Origin of the sequence: Candidatus Planktophila versatilis, from assembly GCF_002288345.1 — a bacterium.
GTDB lineage: Bacteria > Actinomycetota > Actinomycetes > Nanopelagicales > Nanopelagicaceae > Planktophila > Planktophila versatilis_A.
On sequence record NZ_CP016781.1, the window covers coordinates 306,959 to 325,880 of the forward strand.

Annotated in this window: 19 protein-coding genes and 2 tRNA genes; 8 read left to right on the forward strand and 13 right to left on the reverse strand. The window is 48.1% G+C overall.

The window, feature by feature from the left end; all coding sequences use genetic code 11:
* Positions 1-5 precede the first annotated feature (5 nt).
* The 4 genes from dnaG (at position 6) to A1sIIB142_RS01590 (ending at position 4,054) form a co-directional block, all read left to right on the forward strand.
* Positions 6-1,841 (forward strand): DNA primase, encoded by a 1,836-nt coding sequence (dnaG, locus tag A1sIIB142_RS01575; protein ID WP_095693395.1) that lies wholly within the window; start codon positions 6-8, stop codon positions 1,839-1,841.
* Between the two features lie 50 nt (positions 1,842-1,891).
* Positions 1,892-1,966 (forward strand) — tRNA-Asn (locus A1sIIB142_RS01580).
* 29 nt (positions 1,967-1,995) lie between these two features.
* Positions 1,996-2,889 (forward strand): Rieske 2Fe-2S domain-containing protein, encoded by an 894-nt coding sequence (locus tag A1sIIB142_RS01585; RefSeq protein WP_095693396.1) that lies wholly within the window; start codon positions 1,996-1,998, stop codon positions 2,887-2,889.
* A gap of 58 nt (positions 2,890-2,947) precedes the next feature.
* Complete coding sequence (locus tag A1sIIB142_RS01590) at positions 2,948-4,054, forward strand: S1C family serine protease (protein ID WP_223299206.1); 1,107 nt, start codon at positions 2,948-2,950, stop codon at positions 4,052-4,054.
* Positions 4,055-4,070: 16 nt separating this feature from the next.
* Here the strand turns inward: A1sIIB142_RS01590 and galT are convergent, their stop codons facing one another.
* The 6 genes from galT to A1sIIB142_RS01620 all read right to left on the reverse strand — a co-directional run bounded on the left by galT (position 4,071) and on the right by A1sIIB142_RS01620 (position 9,293).
* Entirely contained in the window at positions 4,071-5,183 is a 1,113-nt protein-coding gene (gene galT, locus A1sIIB142_RS01595) for a galactose-1-phosphate uridylyltransferase (RefSeq protein ID WP_095693397.1), read from the reverse strand.
* 26 nt (positions 5,184-5,209) lie between these two features.
* Complete coding sequence (locus A1sIIB142_RS01600) at positions 5,210-6,505, reverse strand: glycoside hydrolase family 25 protein (RefSeq protein ID WP_095693398.1); 1,296 nt, start codon at positions 6,503-6,505, stop codon at positions 5,210-5,212.
* Positions 6,502-6,771 (reverse strand): hypothetical protein, encoded by a 270-nt coding sequence (locus A1sIIB142_RS01605; protein WP_095674502.1) that lies wholly within the window; start codon positions 6,769-6,771, stop codon positions 6,502-6,504. The genes A1sIIB142_RS01600 and A1sIIB142_RS01605 overlap by 4 nt, the downstream gene beginning before the upstream one ends.
* A 24-nt stretch (positions 6,772-6,795) precedes the next feature.
* The gene (locus A1sIIB142_RS01610; RefSeq protein ID WP_095693399.1) at positions 6,796-7,482 is read right to left on the reverse strand and encodes a LuxR C-terminal-related transcriptional regulator; all 687 of its coding nucleotides are present in this window, start codon (positions 7,480-7,482) and stop codon (positions 6,796-6,798) included.
* Positions 7,483-7,545: 63 nt separating this feature from the next.
* The gene (locus A1sIIB142_RS01615) at positions 7,546-8,235 is read right to left on the reverse strand and encodes a response regulator transcription factor (protein ID WP_095684439.1); all 690 of its coding nucleotides are present in this window, start codon (positions 8,233-8,235) and stop codon (positions 7,546-7,548) included.
* Positions 8,232-9,293 carry a sensor histidine kinase gene (locus A1sIIB142_RS01620; protein ID WP_095693400.1) on the reverse strand — a complete coding sequence of 354 codons (1,062 nt, stop codon included), beginning with the start codon at positions 9,291-9,293 and terminating at the stop codon, positions 8,232-8,234. Before A1sIIB142_RS01620 ends, A1sIIB142_RS01615 begins: the two co-directional genes overlap by 4 nt.
* Before the next feature lie 89 nt (positions 9,294-9,382).
* On the opposite strand from A1sIIB142_RS01620, the gene phoU reads away from it, so the two are divergent.
* Positions 9,383-10,045, forward strand: a complete 663-nt coding sequence (phoU, locus tag A1sIIB142_RS01625; RefSeq protein WP_095693401.1) for a phosphate signaling complex protein PhoU — start codon at positions 9,383-9,385, stop codon at positions 10,043-10,045.
* 9 nt (positions 10,046-10,054) lie between these two features.
* On the forward strand, positions 10,055-10,969 hold the full coding sequence (locus tag A1sIIB142_RS01630; RefSeq protein ID WP_095693402.1) for a Ppx/GppA phosphatase family protein: 915 nt from the start codon (positions 10,055-10,057) through the stop codon (positions 10,967-10,969).
* Between the two features lie 19 nt (positions 10,970-10,988).
* Here the strand turns inward: A1sIIB142_RS01630 and A1sIIB142_RS01635 are convergent, their stop codons facing one another.
* From A1sIIB142_RS01635 to A1sIIB142_RS01655, 5 genes are all read right to left on the reverse strand, one after another.
* Positions 10,989-11,867 carry an NUDIX hydrolase gene (locus tag A1sIIB142_RS01635; protein ID WP_095693403.1) on the reverse strand — a complete coding sequence of 293 codons (879 nt, stop codon included), beginning with the start codon at positions 11,865-11,867 and terminating at the stop codon, positions 10,989-10,991.
* A complete protein-coding gene (locus tag A1sIIB142_RS01640; protein WP_095693404.1) occupies positions 11,864-13,927 on the reverse strand; it encodes an RNA degradosome polyphosphate kinase in 2,064 nt (687 codons plus the stop codon). Before A1sIIB142_RS01640 ends, A1sIIB142_RS01635 begins: the two co-directional genes overlap by 4 nt.
* A gap of 108 nt (positions 13,928-14,035) precedes the next feature.
* On the reverse strand, positions 14,036-14,983 hold the full coding sequence (locus A1sIIB142_RS01645; RefSeq protein ID WP_095693405.1) for a Gfo/Idh/MocA family protein: 948 nt from the start codon (positions 14,981-14,983) through the stop codon (positions 14,036-14,038).
* A complete protein-coding gene (locus tag A1sIIB142_RS01650; protein ID WP_095693406.1) occupies positions 14,980-16,011 on the reverse strand; it encodes a Gfo/Idh/MocA family protein in 1,032 nt (343 codons plus the stop codon). Before A1sIIB142_RS01650 ends, A1sIIB142_RS01645 begins: the two co-directional genes overlap by 4 nt.
* A 37-nt stretch (positions 16,012-16,048) precedes the next feature.
* Positions 16,049-16,122 (reverse strand) — tRNA-Ile (locus tag A1sIIB142_RS01655).
* 70 nt (positions 16,123-16,192) lie between these two features.
* On the opposite strand from A1sIIB142_RS01655, the gene ald reads away from it, so the two are divergent.
* Positions 16,193-17,272 (forward strand): alanine dehydrogenase, encoded by a 1,080-nt coding sequence (gene ald / locus A1sIIB142_RS01660; protein ID WP_095693407.1) that lies wholly within the window; start codon positions 16,193-16,195, stop codon positions 17,270-17,272.
* A gap of 4 nt (positions 17,273-17,276) precedes the next feature.
* On the opposite strand, the gene A1sIIB142_RS01665 is transcribed toward ald, so the two are convergent.
* Both A1sIIB142_RS01665 and A1sIIB142_RS01670 read right to left on the reverse strand, forming a co-directional pair.
* Complete coding sequence (locus A1sIIB142_RS01665; protein ID WP_095693408.1) at positions 17,277-17,582, reverse strand: lycopene cyclase domain-containing protein; 306 nt, start codon at positions 17,580-17,582, stop codon at positions 17,277-17,279.
* Positions 17,579-17,914 (reverse strand): lycopene cyclase domain-containing protein, encoded by a 336-nt coding sequence (locus tag A1sIIB142_RS01670; RefSeq protein ID WP_223298175.1) that lies wholly within the window; start codon positions 17,912-17,914, stop codon positions 17,579-17,581. The genes A1sIIB142_RS01665 and A1sIIB142_RS01670 overlap by 4 nt, the downstream gene beginning before the upstream one ends.
* Before the next feature lie 49 nt (positions 17,915-17,963).
* Between A1sIIB142_RS01670 and A1sIIB142_RS01675 the strand changes: the two genes are divergently transcribed.
* On the forward strand, positions 17,964-18,914 hold the full coding sequence (locus A1sIIB142_RS01675) for a Brp/Blh family beta-carotene 15,15'-dioxygenase (protein ID WP_095694123.1): 951 nt from the start codon (positions 17,964-17,966) through the stop codon (positions 18,912-18,914).
* Positions 18,915-18,922 lie beyond the last annotated feature (8 nt).

Sequence of the window (18,922 nt, forward strand, 5' to 3'; positions counted from 1 at the left end):
GGAACATGAGCGGGCGGATTAAGGCTGATGACATCGTCTATGTGCGCGAGCATGCACATATCGACGAAGTTGTTTCAGCAGCTGGCGTTGCGCTAAAAAATGCGGGCGGGGGACAGAAGAAGGGGCTCTGTCCGTTTCATGATGAGAAATCTCCTTCCTTTCACGTCACACCTTCCAAGAATTACTATCACTGCTTTGGTTGCGGTGTTGGCGGGGATGTCATCGATTTTATGATGAAGACAGAGCATTTGAGTTTTACCGAAACAATTGAACGGCTTGCCTCTCAAATTGGTTACACCCTTCGTTATGAAGAAGGTGGGCCAGCACAACCGACTTCCCAGCGTTCACGTTTATATTCAGCCCACCTAGCTGCAGCCAAGTTCTATCAAGATCTGATTAATACTTCCCCTGATGCCGCCCATGCCCGTGATCTGCTTACTAAACGTGGATTTGATAAGGCCGCATGTGATTTATTTGGAGTGGGCTATGCCCCCAATAGTTGGGATGCATTAACTAAGCATCTGCGCGCCGCCGGATACACCATTGAAGAGTTAGAAGAAGCGGGACTTTCTAAGATGGGTGAGCGCGGACCTATCGATAAATTTAGAAATCGCATCATGTGGCCGATTAAAGATATCTCCGGAGATATCGTCGGATTCGGAGCTCGTAAATTAGCTAGTGATGAAGAAGATCAAGGTCCTAAGTATTTAAATACCTCAGAAACTCCTATCTATAAGAAGTCACAAGTACTTTATGGCCTTGATATGGCAAAAAAAGAGATTGCCAAGAGTCGTCAGGTAGTTGTCGTTGAGGGCTATACCGATGTGATGGCATGTCACTTGGCCGGAATAACAACTGCCGTTGCAACCTGTGGCACAGCATTCGGTGATGATCACATCCGCATTATTCGCAGACTACTGATGGATGCCGATACCTTCCGCGGTGAAGTGATCTTCACCTTCGATGGCGATGCCGCTGGACAAAAAGCTGCCATGAAAGCATTCGGTGATGACCAGAAGTTTGTCACTCAAACATTTGTGGCAGTTGAACCAGATGGTCTTGACCCCTGCGATCTGCGCCAACATAAAGGCGATCTGGCCTTGCGTGATTTGATTGCAAAGAGAGTGCCACTCTTTGAATTCGCCATTCGCACCGAACTTAAAAAACATGATCTGAACACCGCCGAGGGGCGCGTTAATGCGCTCAACACCGCAGCCCCCCTTGTTGCAGCGATTCGAGATAAATCACTTCGCCCGGAATACATCAAATCGTTATCAGGGTGGTTAGGAACAGAGACCGAAGTTGTCACCGCTGCGGTGAATGCAGCGCTGAAGAAAGTGAGCACAACCCAAGTTCAGAGCGAGGCACCGGCTGCCGATGCGCAGTGGCGACCTAATCCGACTGAACCAACGTTGATGTTAGAGCGAGAGGTATTGAAAGCTAAATTACAGATGTCAGGACTTGTCTTTGGCTGGAGCACTATTGAAGATGAGGCATTTACTCATCCGGCATACCGGGAACTACGCCGCATTATCGATTCATTTGGCACCGAACCGCTAGCTCTGGAAAAAGTTGACGATGATCGCATGAAGCAACTATTTACTGAACTCTCGGTGGAACCAGTGCGCACAGATGGGGCGGTCTCTGAAAAGTATGTTTCTAGTATCGTTGCCAGATTACGAGAAGTACTTGTCAGTCGAAAGATTGCAGATCTGAAATCAAGTCTGCAGCGCCTTAACCCGGTTGAAAATCAGGAGCAGTACAACGCAGCATTTGCAGAGTTGGTTGCCCTGGAAACCCAGAAACGTGGGCTGCACGAACTCTCCATTAGTTCGCTCTAACGTGGGCATTTTGGCGCAGGCTTACCCCCTGCGGTAGAGTTGCGCCTCATTCCCTGATAGCTCAACGGCAGAGCAGTCGACTGTTAATCGACAGGTTCTTGGTTCGAATCCAAGTCAGGGAGCCACGCGCCACGGCTCGCGATATCCTAAAGTTATGAACGCATTGCAGAGTATTTCCCGAGGTGCAATGAGTTCATGGGCCACGCAGAATCGAGCCCCTCGCCTGTTACGTGTATTTCTCGGTGCCACCTTTATCTATGCCGGATGGGATAAAGCATCTGATCCTGGGTTTCTCACACAAGGTGAGCCCACATATATCGGTACCCAGTTAGCTGCCTTTGCGGCAAATTCACCGATCGGATTCTTACTTAATCGCATTCTAGATCATGCAACCTATGTCGGAATCTTGGTCATGGTTGCAGAGTTTGCAGTTGGAATTGCAACTTTGCTCTGGGTTGCACCAGCGACCGCTGCCTTTGGTGGATTTTTACTTTCAGTAACGCTCTGGCTTTCTAGCTCTTTCTATACAACTCCATATTTCTTGGCAGGTGATAGCGCATATGCGGTGATGTGGCTTGCTTACTTACTACTACTGATTGGGAATCGACGAATGCCTGCTACAAATTTTCAGCGCCGAAGTGTCTTGCGCACAGCGATTGTGGGCGCCCTAGCCGTAGCCGCAACCTTTGCCGGAAGAGCCTTACCAAAGAGTTCGGCCTCAGTGAAATCTTCAACGAAAGGTAAGGGAGCGCAGATAATTAAAGTTGCCGAACTGCCTGTGGGAAAGACATTTAACTTTGTGCATTCGGCACAAGGGGTCCCAGCAATCCTCTTTCGCACCAAGGCTGGCGTCTTTGCATACTCAGCAATCTGCACCCACGAAGGTTGTTCAGTTACTTATAAATCTTCATCGAAGAAACTCATCTGCCCTTGCCACGCAGCGCAGTTTGATCCATTTGCTAGCGCTAAAGTCGTTTCCGGGCCGGCTGAAAGACCGCTGGATAAAGTAAAAGTAAAGATTAGCGGTGCGTGGGTGGTTGAAGCCTAAACTCTCTCAACGCTCTCACTGCTCTAACAGGAAAATCACAGAAGAATAGGGAAGCATCATGGTTATGAAGAACGCCAAAGTTATCGCAGCCTTTATTGCAGGAGCTGCCATTGCGGGCTCAGTTGCAACTGCCTCAACAAATTCAACCAGTGTTGTGAAGGCATGTGCTGATAAGCGCACCAATGCGCTCTATCTCTCGCCTACCGGCACCTGCACTTCGGCAAGAACACTTGTTGAACTCGGTGGCAGTGAAATGAATGCAAAGACCATTTCTTCGCTGGTAACTCCATCGGTCGTCTCGATTAGCGTTACCGCTCCTTCGGGTTCTGGCACGGGTTCCGGATCGGTCTATCAGAGCACATCTGCATTTAGTTACATCATCACCAATAACCATGTGATTGATACGGCTGTGACATCGGGAACAATCAAAATAGAACTGACTAATGGCAATCAGTATTCAGCAACGATTGTGGGACGAGATCCTGGATATGACCTAGCAGTACTCAAGGTGCAAATAGGAAATCTTCCAGCCATTACCTTGGGAGACTCTTCTAAACTCAGCGTCGGAGATCCTGTTCTAGCGATCGGTTCCCCGCTCGGATTGGCTAGTACAGTCACAAGCGGAATCGTCTCTGCACTTAATCGCCCGGTATCAACTGGCACACAAGATGCGCAGTCTTATGTCAATGCAATCCAAACAGATGCCGCCATTAACCCTGGCAACTCAGGCGGAGCACTCGTCGATGCCGCAGGACGCCTCGTTGGAGTTAACTCTGCCATTGCCACAATATCTTCAGGTGCGGCAAGTGGAAATATCGGACTTGGATTCTCAATTCCGATCAATGAAGCAAAGCGTGTGATTGATGAAATCATTGCAACTGGAAAATCAAAGCGCCCAGTTCTTGGCGTCTACTTTGATCCTGCCTACACAGGAGTTGGTGCCAAAATTACTCAGCTCAGCCCCGGTGAAGGAGCAGAGAAAGCTGGCATCCCAGTGAACTCAGTTCTTCGTAGTATCGATGGTGTGAAGGTTGCTAACTCGGAAGCGGCAATTGTGCGCATTCGCTCTTATGCACCAGGTAGCACAGTAACTGTGGTGGTAGATCTACCAACGGGTGCCAGCAAGAGCTTTAAGGTAACTTTAGGTTCAGCACCGTCGCTATAGGAAGATAACTTTCTTTTTACAGCTTCACATCTTTGAGTTGCTGTGCAGATTGTTCTGGCTTCATATCCATAATAAATGCGCCCATGGCGGATTCAGAACCGGCTAAATATTTAAGTTTGCCTGGCGCTCTGCGCACGCTCGTGATCTGCCAATGCAACCGCAGGACATCGCGCCCTTGGCGCACAGGTGCTTGATGCCAGGCAGCGATATATGCCATATCGATACCAAATACTCCATCGAGGCGCTGCATTACTTCGATGGCAATCGATGGAAAAGAATCACAGACAGCAGGTGCTAACTCTGCTAAATCTGCAACTGGTTGCAGGGGAGTGACGTGAATTTCAAATGGATAGCGTGAGGCATACGGGGTGTAGGCAACCCAATGTTCATTCTTGGCAATAACTCGAGTGCCATCACGAAGTTCGCGCGCAACTACATCATCAAAGAGCACGCGCCCGGTCTTGGCGTGGTGTGCCTTTGCGACTTCAAGCATCTTCACAACACGTGCTGGTAGATATGAATAAGCATAAATCTGCCCATGCGGATGAGCCAAAGTAACGCCGATTTCTTCACCGCGATTTTCAAAAGGCGCGATATGTTCAATAAAAGGTTCTTGCGAGAGTTCGCGGGTGCGATCACGCCAAGCTTCTAGCAGTGTGCGCACTCTTTGGGCAGAGAGTGTTTTAAAGGATCCACCGTGATTGGCCGTAAAACAAATTACTTCACACTTGCCGGCAGCTACTCCTTCATCGGTATCGGAACCGACCATATCGGGCAAGGCAAAGTCACCATCTGGTGGACGCATTGAAGGTGAGCGATTATCAAAGACAACAACTTCAAAATCATTTTCTGGAATCTCCGTCAGTAAATCACCTGTGGTGGGACAGAGCGGACAGAGTTCTTTTGGTGGCAAGAAGATGCGAGCTTGACGATGGGCTGCCATTACAACCCACTCATTGACTAATGGATCAAGACGTAGCTCGCCAATACCTGGTTGCACTTCAGCAGGGCGTTGATCTGCAACGGTGCGGCTTTGAGCCGCGGTGTCGTAATAACGAATTGTTCGGCCATCGCTCATGGTGCGACTTGTGCGCACTACACCGGCAGATAGCTCGAGGATTTCATCCATAGTGCGCCTACCTTATCGCGGGGGAGTTAATTCTTAATCTGATTTCGGCAGCCATCAGTGGCCGGTTTGCTCGGAGCCTTCTTAGTCGGCTTCGGTATCGGTGTTTCTCCCTGAGTAATCGTCAGATCAACTAGCGTCTTTGCATCTGCGTGAGTTCCAGAAGGATCTTTATATGCAACGCTGCCAAACCAGGTTCCAGCAGGAAGCCCAGAAATTGAAAGCGTCCACGACCCGCTAGATTCGCGCTCAACTTTCTGAACAACAGTTGGCTTAATTGCATTTGCAGATGTGAAATACAACTTGACCGAGCCAGTGACAACAGGTGAACTGTCTGGACGTGTGACCTCAATGGCAATCACCGCACTCTTATTCGTCGTCGTTGCCTTAACAGATGAGATTGTGATGGTTGAACTTTCACCGACTGGCATTAGATCTGCTGGATCTGGGGACCACGAGCCCGTGAGCAGTGATTCAAATTTCTCAGAGGTGCCACCAAAGACATTGAGATCTAATCGATTACCTGGAACGCCATATTTGGGTGCGATTCCACACGAGGTGTATTGCCACATCGTCCAATTAGCTGAGCATTGCGCCGTGGTCCACGAGTGCACATAACAACCACCTGGTTTCACATTAGGCCTTGCCTCTGGCTTGGCTGGGTCAATTGTGTATTGGGCGATCCATAACGGATATTGTGAAAGTTCTTTGTCCCGGTTCAAGGCATTTTCCAGAAAATGTGGCGAAGAATAAATCAAAGGCGTGCGACCTGTCTTATCTTTGAGTGTGGCAAGGAAGGTCTTGCTCCAGAGCGTTGCCTGTGCGCGAGTTGCGTATTTACTACATGAGCCAGAAGAACTGACTTTGACGCAGTTGTTTTCAAGATCTAGTACGTATGGCAAATCTAAATCATTAAAGCCGCCCAGCGCCTCAACTCTCCAGATAACTTTCTGAGCTTGCGCCCGAGCATCTCGTTGAACTGCGGCGTTGGTTGTCACATTGGGTAGGAGCGCATAGTGATAAAAACCAGTGTGGATTCCAGCTTCTTGTGCGCCAATGCGATCAGCCTTCACATACTTCAGAGCTAGGCGATCAGAATACTCTCTAGTATCTGATGCCTTAATCATCACGAAATCAATTCCAGCAGCACGCATTTTCTTGAAGTTAATTGGCTTATCGTTTGGATGCTGCCATCTACTGATATCTGCGCCATGAATCTTTCCAGCAGGACCCGCTTCTACTAATTCTGCAGCACGTGCTGGGCTGGCATGAAAGGCAAAGGAGAGAAATGCCAGGGAGAGCAGGATGGTAAGAAATTTTCTCATTTTTCTACGATCACAACCGATTCACCGAAAACATCAAGAAAAGCACTTTGCAATACTGAGCGATGACGCAGGCGTGCCTCTTGATAGTCATGGCCGGTTGCTAACTTATTGCTATCACTGAAATCTAAGGTCAGGCGCCCGTTATCAAATGATTCAAGGCGGGCATCAAAGTAGGCAATCCAAATAACTCGGTCTTGGCTTTCAACTAGATCAAGGACTTCATTCCAGCGCACCCGAATTTTTGCCAGGGTAAGAGCGGAAGACATGCGCAGAGATTACCGCAAGGCGCCTTAATGTCTTGGCGCACCGAGCCACTTGAAGTATTCGCCGGCTAAGACAACGCGCAGATTACGGCGACGATCTGGGGTGATAGATAGGTGCTGTGCGATGCGCGCCACAATCTGCTCAACTGACTTTTCTGAGACAAAGCGCACCTTAGCAATTTCAGAGTTGCTTAGCCCCTGTGCCACAAGGCGCAGCGTCTCAATCTGAATATCGGTGAGCTCATTGAGAACTGTGATGAAATCTTCCTTATGAATTGAGGTATGCATATTGATCCAATTCATCTTTGAACCATCTGTTGCAGATATCACGCTCTGTGCAAGAGCTCCGGTGATGACCGACAAATCTGAGATGCTGCGCTTAAGAATTATCTTAGAACCCGGTGGAATGTTTTTTTCCATGAGGCCAAAGAGGCGCAGATCAGGACAGGATGTTGTAATAACTATTCCCAGTGCTGGATTTACATTACGCAGCTTCTGCAATAAGACAATTGCCGCTTCACCTGAGAATTGCAGGTCAATTAAGACAGCTTCGGGTTCAAGTGAGCGAAATAAGTTCTCGGCCATGAACTTATTTGGCGCTTCTCCCACAACATTGACGCTATGAAGGCGAAGTGAGGCAGCCATCGTGGCCAGATCAAAGGAATCATCGTTAACGAGTAAGACTCGAGCAGTTGATCCCTGTCGTGTGAGCACATGTAATGATAGGACGCATCGCGCCCTTTGTATCCTGGGGGTATCCCTATCGAGACACCAAGCTTAAGCCTCGAATTTATATCCTAATCCGCGGATAGTTTGAATGAGCAGTGGGTTAGCCGGATCATCTTCAATCTTTGAACGCAGACGCTTGATATGAACATCCAGAGTCTTGGTATCCCCGTAATAATCTCCGCCCCAGACGCGGTCGATGAGTTGGCCACGAGTGAGCACCCGGCCAGCATTGCGCATGAGAAATTCGAGAAGTTCAAATTCTTTCAGAGGTAAGTTGATCAGAATCTCATTGACGGTGACTTGGTGACGGTCAATATCCATTCGGATGCGACCAGCTGCTTGTATGGAAGAATTGGCGTCGGATCCTGATTCATCGGGTACACCACGGCGCATCACAGCTTTGATTCGCGCAACTAATTCACGCGATGAATAAGGCTTTGTGACGTAGTCATCAGCGCCAAGTTCAAGACCAACAACCTTATCGACCTCTGAATCTTTAGCGGTGAGCATGATGATGGGAACAGGAGATGTTGTGCGAATTGCGCGGCAGACATCTATTCCAGAAACTTCCGGAATCATGAGGTCTAACAAGATGAGGTCGTAATGATTTTTCTTAAAGAGCTCGAGGGCAACACGTCCGTTTTCCGCAATTTCACTCTCAAATCCTTCTTTTCCAAGAAGAAAGGAGATTGCCTCTGAAAATGATGTCTCATCTTCAACAATCAGTATTTTGGTCATTGTGTAACGCCTCCGTTAGGTGTGTAAATCGGCAAACGCAGCGCAAAGGAAGAGCCAACATTGGGCGAGCTCCATACCTTTACTTCTCCGCCATGATTTGAAGCTACGTGCTTAACAATTGAGAGCCCGAGTCCGGTGCCACCAGTTTCGCGTGAGCGCGCAGGATCCACGCGGTAAAAGCGCTCAAAAATACGATCTTGTGCTTCCTCTGGAATTCCAATGCCTTGATCTGCCACGACGATTTCCACAATGCCATCACTTGAATTAGAGGAAACAGCTACCTTTGTATTCTCCGGCGAATAGTTAATAGCATTTTCAAGGAGATTGTGAATTGCCATAATCAGTTGTTCGCTATCACCGAGTACGACTACTGCTGGGATATCTCCAGCAGCGACTGAAATTCCTTTAGCTTCCGAAGTTGTCTTGACCAAGTCAATCGCCTCATTAATCAGGTCAGCCACGTTATTTTCAGTCGCCACTTGAAGTGGATCTGAATCCTGGAGCCGAGAAAGATTGATGATCTCTTGCACAAGGTCAGTCAGGCGCTTGGCTTCAAGCTGCATACGTGTAGCAAACTTAACGACAGATGCGGGTTCATCGGCTGCCGAGAGAACAGCTTCACTTAAGAGTGAGAGGGCGCCGATTGGAGTCTTTAATTCGTGTGAGATATTTGCAACAAAGTCTCGGCGTACCTCGTGCACGCGTTCTGCTTCACTCTCATCACTAAGAAGAACAACGATGTTATCGACATCTTCTAAATAGATTGCGCGCACAGTGAGCTCTCGCAAACCTTCGCCAATGGGTCCTCGTGGAATTTCAATCTTTCCGATATGTCGCTGATGTGTGCGCCTGACAACACGAATTAAGGCAACTAATTCAGGACTAGTGATACGACCATCGCGCAATAGATTGAGCGTTTCAACGCCATCGGTTGCAAATCGAACGACCTCACCCGGGGCGACAAGCATCGCATCTTGATCGAGTTGCGATAACACATTGAGAAAAGTAGGTGAAATCTCATCTACGACAACGTCATTTTCATCGCGACGAAACCACATGGCAATAGCCTAACCTCTGCCTGGGACGGTTTACCGTCCGTTCACCTTTAGTCATTGCGAAATTCACCAAGTTGTCCTACCTTGTCCCCGTGGCACTCATCCGGTCGGTCTTTCAAGAGGAACTCGACGGGGTATCACAGTCACTCGTTGACCTTTCGAATATGGCCTCTGACGCAATTCATAGCGCCACTCAAGCACTGATTGAAGCTGACCTGAAAATTGCCGAAGAGGTTATTTCTTACGATGAAAAAATTGATCTCTATCAGCATGATTTAGATACACGTATCATCGATATTATTGCTCGTCAGCAACCTGTTGCATCAGATTTGCGCGCTCTAGTCACAGCGCTACGCATGAGCGCTGATTTAGAACGGATGGGTGATCTTGCGCATCACGTTGCTAAGGTGGCTCGACTTCGACACCCAGCGAATGTTCTTCCTGCTGAACTCAAAGATCTGGTTAACCATATTGGCTCTGTAGCAGAAAATATCTCTCGCAAGATACCGACGGTCATTGAAACTCGTGATATCGAGATGGCCTTGCAGCTAGAAAAAGATGATGATGAAATGGATAAGTTACACCGTCAGCTAATTGGCACAATGACCAATAGCTCGTGGACCCACGGCATTGAATCAGCCGTTGATATCACTTTACTTGGACGTTACTACGAACGATTTGCAGACCATGCCGTCTCAGTCTCCCGCCGTGTCTATTTCTTGGTTACAGGAACTTTCGCTAATCCAACTCGCTAGACTTTAATAGTGAGATTAGGCGTACTCGATGTCGGTTCTAACACCATACATCTGCAGGTAGTTGATGCGCACTTAGGTGCCCCGCCGATTCCAAACTCTTCTCATAAATCAATTATTCGTCTGACTGAATATCTGGATGAATCAGGTGCGATTACTCAATTAGGTATCGCCAAGATCACCGATGCGATCCTTACCAACATGAAGGATGCAGCCCACTTAAATATTGATGAACTTCTCGCCTTTGCAACCTCTGCCATCCGGGAAGCAGTCAATGCAGATGAAGTGTTAGCTCACGTCAACCGAGAATGCGGAATTGATTTGCAGGTACTCAGCGGTGAAGAAGAAGCACGATTTACATTCCTAGCTGCCCGTCGTTGGCTTGGATGGTCGGCCGGAGATTTATTGGTGCTCGACATAGGAGGAGGATCGTTAGAAATTGCTCGCGGAACTGATGAGAACCCCGCTTTTAAGACTTCTGTGCAATTAGGTGCGGGCCGTCTTACCCGAAAATTCCTGAGAGGCGATCCTTTCACAGCCAAATCACTGCGTACTCTGGAAGAGTATCTTCAAGATGCGATTGCACCACTTTCGCAATCACTTTCAACTTATGAAAAAGATGTTGCTACAGGGACAAGTAAAACTTTTAGAACGCTGGCAAAGATTGCAACTACTTTTTATCCAAAGTTTGGTCCACACTTAACTTACAGCGCATTAGAAGCAATGGTGCCTAAACTGCAATCTCTCGATATTGAGGGAAGAAAGGCTATGCAATCAATTTCGGCAGAGCGCGCCCCACAGATTGTTGCTGGAGCAATGGTCGCCAAAGAGTTGATGAAGACACTTAATTTGCAAGAGATTCAGATCTGTCCATGGGCCCTTCGCGAAGGCATCGTCTTGCATCGCCTTGATTGGATAGAGCGCTAATACTTAAAGGAGTGCAGTCTTAGTTAGAAATGCTTAAGTAATCAAGGCCCACAATTTCACCGCGCACGCGGTGCACAATCCAGGCATCACCCGGTTCAAGTTTAATCAAATCCTTATTCTTTAACTTGGTGTTAAGGATCCCGCGTAGCATCGAAGGAATCACAGGGTTGTGGCTGCAGATGAGAATGTTCTTCTCATCTTGTTTGAGCGCATTAGCAAAGGAAATTGCCTTCTCTGGATCTAATTCAAAACTCTCTTCATTGAGACTTGGCACAGCGGTAATCGATAATCCGCGAGCATGAGCAAGGGGAGTCACAGTCTGCACGCAGCGGGTGTAGTCCGAGGTATAGAGCTCATCGATGGCAAAAGGCGCTAAGTGTTTAATCAATAGTTGCGCTTGATCAAAGCCAGTTTCATCTAGGGTGCGATGAGAATCTGCTTCATCCCAGTCACCGCGCTCAAGTGATTTTGTATGGCGCAAGATAATCAAGGTATCTGTGTGCTGTTCTTCGCTCATGAATTTTTCAATAATTGATTTATCAGAGTCATGAGTTGCCTGCTCCAGTGCCTGGCTGGGAGATAGCCATTTCATCTGGTCAACTTCTTCGTTGGGTACAAACTCACTGTTAGTAAGCGCGCAATGTGCAGCCCAGTACTTGACTCGCTTTGCCTCACCCGATTCTTCATACTCAACGGTACCTAGTTGTCTGGTAAATGTGGCGCGAATTCCAGTCTCCTCTTGCACCTCGCGGTAAGCACATTGCAGCGCAGTCTCACCCATTTCCAGCTTGCCTTTAGGCAGCGACCAATCGTCATATCGTGGTCGATGAATGAGTGCTACCTCTATCGATAAATCAGAATTATCACGCCACAGGAGAGCCCCGGCTGCTCTAATCATGAACGGTTATGTCTATCGATGAAGTGATCTTGGAAGTTAACTAGGAGATTTCCATCATGATCCTTAATATTTCGAACCCAGTTATTTTCTTCAGTTAGCTTCCAGGTCGAATACTTATCTGAGACAGAGTCATCAAGAATTCCTGCAAGTCGCTGCTTATGCTTTTCAGATTCGATGAGCACCAGTGATTCCACTCGGCGATCGAGGTTTCGATGCATCATGTCGGCGCTGCCGATGTAGTAATCCTCAGCTCCACCGTTGCGGAAATAATAAATACGTGAGTGCTCTAAGAATCTTCCTAAAATTGAGCGAACCTTGATATTTTCTCGGCGAGCTTGGGTATTTAAGCGAATTGAACAAATACCGCGCACTACAATTTCAACCTTCACTCCAGCATCAGCTGCTTCATAGAGTTGGTCGATAATCTCTTCATCAAGAAGTGAGTTGAGTTTAAATCTAATCCACGCTGGCTTGCCATCGAGGTGGTGACGAGTCTCGCGCTTGATACGAGCAATCAGCCCCTTGCGCAAGCTGTGAGGGGCAACCAATAACCGTGAGTACTCATGTTTGGTTGAATAACCAGAGAGTTCGTTAAAGAGACGAGAGAGATCTTCTCCCAAAACAGGATCAGCGCTGAGGATTCCAAGATCATCATAGAAGCGAGCAGTCTTTGGGTTGTAGTTACCTGTGCCCACATGGCAGTAGCGACGTAAGGTGTCGCCCTCTTCACGAACTACTAGCGATAACTTCGCATGCGTTTTCAAACCCATGAGTCCATAAACAACATGCACGCCGACTTCTTCTAACTTTCTAGCCCAGCGCACATTTGCCATTTCATCAAAGCGGGCACGGATTTCAATCACCGCAAGTACTTGCTTGCCGGCTTCGGCCGCTTCAATCAGCGCCTGCACGATGGGTGAATCACCGGAAGTTCGATAGAGGGTCTGCTTAATCGCCAATACATGTGGGTCTCGTGCTGCATTTTCTAGGAAATTCACAACGGAGGTAGTGAAGGATTGATAGGGGTGATGCAGCAGAATTTCACCTTTTCGAAGCGCGGTGAAGAAAGAATCACTTGAATCTAGATCAACATCGCGCAGCTCAGGTGCGGTCTCACTTCTAAATGGCGCATACTTCAGCTCCGGGAAATCAAGATCTGCGATCTGGTTCAGGCTGCGCAGATCAAGGGGCGAGTCATATTTCAAGACATCGATAGGTTCGATTTTTAACTCATCCATAAGTTCGTTCAGAACTTCGGGATGAATGACCTTATCCACCTCAAGGCGCACGGGCGGCCCAAAGCGACGACGAGTAAGTTCCTTCTCCATCGTCTCCAAGATGTCATCAGTCTCATCTTCATCAAGGTCAAGGTCTTGATTTCGGGTCACACGGAAGAAGAAGTGATCTTTGAGTGTGACACCGGGGAAGAGCTCAGAGAGATGCTCGGCAATAAGTTCGTCGATGAGCACAAAGCGAATCTTTGACGGATCTGAGGTGCGAATAAAGCGTGGAAGATTGGTCGGAATCTTAACGCGAGCAAAGCTAATGTCTTGATCTTCACTGGATTCGATATTGATACCGATATTAAGTGAGAGCCCGGAAATATATGGAAATGGGTGTGATGGATCCACAACCAGGGGAGTCAGCACTGGAAAGATTCGCTTGTCGTAGTAATCCTTCAGCTGACTTCGTTCTTCCTCTGTGAGTTCGCTAATCTTGCAAAATTCAATGCCATGAGCGGCAAGCTCAGGGATGATGACATCTTTAAATCGCTCGGCTTGGATATTTACTAAATTCTGGGTGCGCTCAAGGACGATTTTCAATAATTCTCTTGGTGTGTAACCGGCAGAATTGGGTGTAGTCACACCTCGCTCAATTTTGGCTTTCAGTGAGGCAACGCGCACCATAAAGAATTCATCTAAATTTGAAGAGAAGATTGACAGAAAGCGCACTCGCTCAAGGAGTGGAATAGTGGGATCTTCTGTTAGTTCCAGCACGCGGGTATCGAAATCGAGCCAGGTTAATTCTCTATCCTGGTAATTCGCTAACTGTTCTCTCACGGTCTAAGAATGTCCTATTTCGGTAAATTGTAGGTAATCAACTGATGAACGACCTACTTTACAAGCACTCCACCCATTATGGGAAAAGTGCGTTGAGCCTAAGCCTGGCTAGAACCTGGCGCGAAGTTGATCAAGGGCTCTTTGCACAAAGAGTGAAGTCTCCAGTGGAAGCACCCAACTCTCTTGTCCTTGCACCTTCTTGCCAAAATTTTCAATCATGAGTTGGTATGGATCTACTGCATCAAATTCTTCAATCTTTTCACCTAAGCGCAATTGACTTGGTGAGTTCCATGATGTGAATGCTTCACTGCCAATAAGTTCAACAGAACCTTTACTTCCGTGCACGATCAAGCTTTGATTTTCTGACAGCTCAAAGGAGGCCACACCTTGTGCAGTAATGGAGCCAGCAAAGCGCAGCTGCCAGCTGGTGGTCAGATCAATTCCGGTCGGCCCCATTGTGACATCACAGTTTTGAATTTCCACCTGCGCGTTATCACCAACTAAGGCCGCCATGGCATGCAGTGGATACACGCCAACATCAAAGAGCGCTCCACCTCCCATAGCCGGTGAGAGTCGATAGTTGCCGTCAATGTTTGCTGGGAAAGTAAATGATGACTCAATCGAGTGCAACTTTCCGATATTTCCAGCTTTCACATAATCAACTAACCGTGCCATGCGTGGATGCCAACGTGACCACACTGCTTCAACGAGCAATCGATCATTTTCACGGGCAGTCTTCACCATGAGCTCAACTTCACTTGAGTTAATAGCAAATGGTTTTTCACATAAGACATGTTTACCTGCCTTAAGTGCGGCAACGCTCCACTGGCAATGCAAATGATTAGGAAGGCTGATATAGACGGCATCAACTAACGGATCATTGATTAGTGCTTCGTAACTCTCATGAATTGTTACAGGGTTCAGTGCTCGTGATCGCGCTGAGTCTCGACTAGCCACTGCCTGCACGATCGCACCCGATGCTGCATGCATTGCTGGTGCGATTGCTTTAGTTGCAATCCACCCTGCACCCAGCAGTCCCCAACGAGTGCTTGTCATCGCAATAGTGAAGGTGTGACGGAACGGCCATTTGATTGCGCTGACTCTTCAGCTGCCTGCATGATTGCAACGACATCACGGGATTGGGCGGTGGTGACATTCATTGGGGTGTTCTTCTGTAAATAGGCGACAACGCTTTGGTGGAATGAATAGGGAGCAGGAGCAGAGTTGGCAATAACTTCCTGGCTACCATCGGCGCGATATACGGTAAGAATTGCCGGTAAATCAGCGGGCGCTGTCCCAGCAGCTGGATCCCAATTACCGATAATCGCTCCCGTTGTTCCTAATACATAGAACTTTGGTTTACGAGCCGCGGCAAGATCTGAATTGGTAAAAGTTGCGCGAGCCCCACCTGCGAAAGTGATTGAAACATCTGCGTGATCAGCATTTGTCACATGTGTCCAGAGACGTTTTTGATTAATCCCGGTGACTGAATCCACCTTCCCCGGAATGATTGCCAAAATTTGATCGATGAAGTGGCTGCCCCAGTCAAAGATGGCACCACCTGAGACTTCGACCATTGAGTGCCAATATGAACATGGCTTGGAGTAACCGCCGACAAAGCTCTCATAAGAGAAGACTTCACCGATACTTCCATCATCAATGAGTTTCTTCATCGTCACAAAATCGGCATCAAAGCGACGGTTTTGATAGACAACAAGCAGCAGGTTCTTTGCGGCAGCCAACTCCATCAATTCATCACACTCTTGCACCGTCAGCGCCATTGGTTTTTCCAAGATCACATTAATTCCGCGGGCTAGTGACTCCTTCGCCCATTGATAATGGCTGTTGGGTGGAGTTGAGATAACAACAAGTTCAAGTAGTCCAGAATCCAGCATCGCAGTTGAATCGGCAAAGGTTGTGACATCAGGTGCTAAGAGTTGCGCAGCAGCCAATCGCTCCGGATTTGTGTCAGCCACAGCTACAAGTTGCAGACCTGGCGTTGCCGCGATTGCACGGTTGTGCTCATCACCTATTGCCCCATATGCGAGCAAGCCAACGCTTATCGTGCCGGAACTTTCGGACATTCAAACCCCTTTTAGTCTTGCACTATTGCACTTCGAGTGAGGCGGGTCGGGCTCGAACCGACGACGACCAAATTATGAGTTTGGGGCTCTAACCAACTGAGCTACCGCCTCGTCGGGGATGAGTTTAAGGAGTAGCATCACATAAGTCCAAGTTAAACGAGGCTTTCTTCAGGAGTTCATCATGCGCGTAGGTATACCAAAAGAAGTGAAGAACAATGAATTTCGAGTCTCCACCACTGCAGCCGGAGTACATGCACTCGTCCTCGCTGGTCACACCGTATTTGTTGAAAAATCAGCCGGCGTGGGTTCTGCCATCACAGATGCTGAATATGAAAAAGCTGGCGCCACAATTCTTGCTACCGCCGATGAAGTGTGGACTAAGTCTGAGATGATCATTAAGGTCAAAGAGCCAATTGCCCAGGAATATCCACGGATGCGCAAGGGGCAGATTCTCTTTACCTATCTTCATTTGGCGGCATCACGTGAATGCACCGATGCAATCATTAAATCTGGCATAACCGCGATTGCCTATGAAACTGTGGAATTTAATCGCACCTTGCCACTGCTTGCGCCAATGTCAGAAGTGGCTGGACGTATGTCTATTCAAGTAGGTGCAACCGCGTTGCAGAGCCCTAATGGCGGACGAGGGGTATTACTTGGGGGAGTTCCAGGGGTTGCGCCAGGCAAGGTTGTTATTTTGGGTGGTGGAAGTGTTGGCGTTTCGGCTGCTTCAATGGCAGTTGGATTGCGCGCTGATGTCACCTTGCTTGACATCAATTTAAAGCGGTTGGCAGAAATTGATGACATCTTCCAAGGGCGTGTGAAGACAATCGCATCATCACCGTATTCAATTGAACAGCATGTAAGTCAGGCAGATCTGGTAATTGGCGGAGTTCTCATCCCAGGTGCCGCGGCTCCTAAGTTAGTAACTGATGCCATGGTGGCAAAGATGAAACCTGGCTCCGTTCTTGTTGATGTCGCAATTGACCAAGGTGGATGCTTTGAAGGTTCTCGCGCTACAACTCACGCCGATCCAACATTTAAGGTTCATAACTCACTGTATTACTGCGTTGCAAATATGCCAGGTGCTGTGCCAGCCACATCTACAGCGGCACTTTCAAATGCAACACTTAAATACTCACTTGCCTTAGCAAATAAGGGTTGGCAGCAAGCAATTTCTGACGATGCTGGATTAGCTGCTGGACTCAACGTCCACGAAGGAGAGATTAGGTACGCGGCAGTCGCTGCTGCGCACGCTTAAAGAATTAGTGTCGCTGAATCCCTCTGCGTCCCCAGAACTCCCAGAGGGCCATCACACTCAAAACAAGTGCGAATCCGAATAGAACATCCTCTGCTGGAGCGGAGAAGAATCGAAGTCCCACAATCGCATCAGGGTTGTACATCACGATATTTCTTGAGGTGAGCCACCAATTTGTAAGAAATTGGAATGGCAAGATGATTGCATAAGAGGTCCAGAATGCTGGGCGCGTGAGCATGGAAGTTTTAAAGAGAAAGAGATCTGCCATAACCGCAATGGCAAATGCGGTAATTGCGATGTCAGAGTAAATCATTCGCCGAACTCATCTTTACGCCAGTGTGGTTTAACGGTGGTGACGCCCTCAATGGTAAAGATAGCTGCCATCGGAATCACCATAAAGAAAATGTATTCCTCTAGTGGAATACTAAACGGGCCGTAGATTCCTAACATTTGTTCCCGATCGAAGAACCAGTGACCTTGTGCGATTGCATAGGCATCCCAAGCAAGAAAAAAAATACTGATAGGCAGAACACTTATTGCAACTCGCTTGATGCGACGCAAGACGCCGGTCTTCAAATAGATCTCCAGCCAGGCCGAGCCGCAGAAGGTAAATATGAGCATCGCCATATAAGACCACTGTTTCATGCCTGCATTTTTGCATATAACTCTGTGAAAAATTGCTACTGTGTTCGCTATGAGTGAGACCAAATTACGGCTCTTTAACCTAGTTCGCACTCTCTCCAGTGCAGCTGTGGCCATCGCTACCGTGCTCTCACTTCTCTTCTCGCAGTGGCTTGGAACAAACTCCCTGGGCTGGCAGTTAGTTCTGGCAACGATCGCACTGGCTATCGGTATTCCACATGGCGCCCTAGATCACCTGGTGACACTTCCCAAGGCGGCACCCATTCGGATGGCGTTATTCATCATTCTTTACGTTGCCATCGCGCTGCTGGCTATTTATGCAATCCTGCGATGGAACGTCTGGGGGTTCATCTTTGTGGTCATCATGAGTGCAACCCACTTTGGAATTGGAGATGCAGCATTCTTAAGTGAGAAAGATTCACTCGATGGTAGCTCCCGAATCCCAGCTTGGTTCTATGCCCCAGCAGCAGGCCTGCTTCCAGTTGCAATTCCGCTGGTTAACAGCCGCAGTACTGATGCGTTGGAAAAAGTTAATCCGGCGCTGATTAATTGGCATAGTGGGTTCACTACTGAAATTCTGATTCTTGTTGCTGCAGTAACAACTCTTTCACTTTTAGCCCTGCTTCAACGCAAGCGTTATCGAGATGCACTCGACATTCTGCTCTTGGCTGCCCTTGCCTCATTCGCACCACCGCTTGTGGCATTTGCCGTCTACTTCGGATGTTGGCATGCAATGCGCCATACCGCTCGTCTTACCTCACTCTTACCAAATTCAGAGAGTGCATACTTGCGAGGACGCCCTGGTCAGGCCTTTGCCTCCGCTGTAATTCCAGGGCTGCCAGCACTTGTTGGAACAATAATCTTCGTCGTTATTTTGGCTGGCTTTTCACAACAAGATCTCAGTGACAAATTCTTATGGTTGACCTTGGTCACAATCTGGGCGCTGACAGTTCCTCACATGATAGTCACAGCCAGATTAGACCGCGCCGCACTGAGGAAATAAGTTTCACC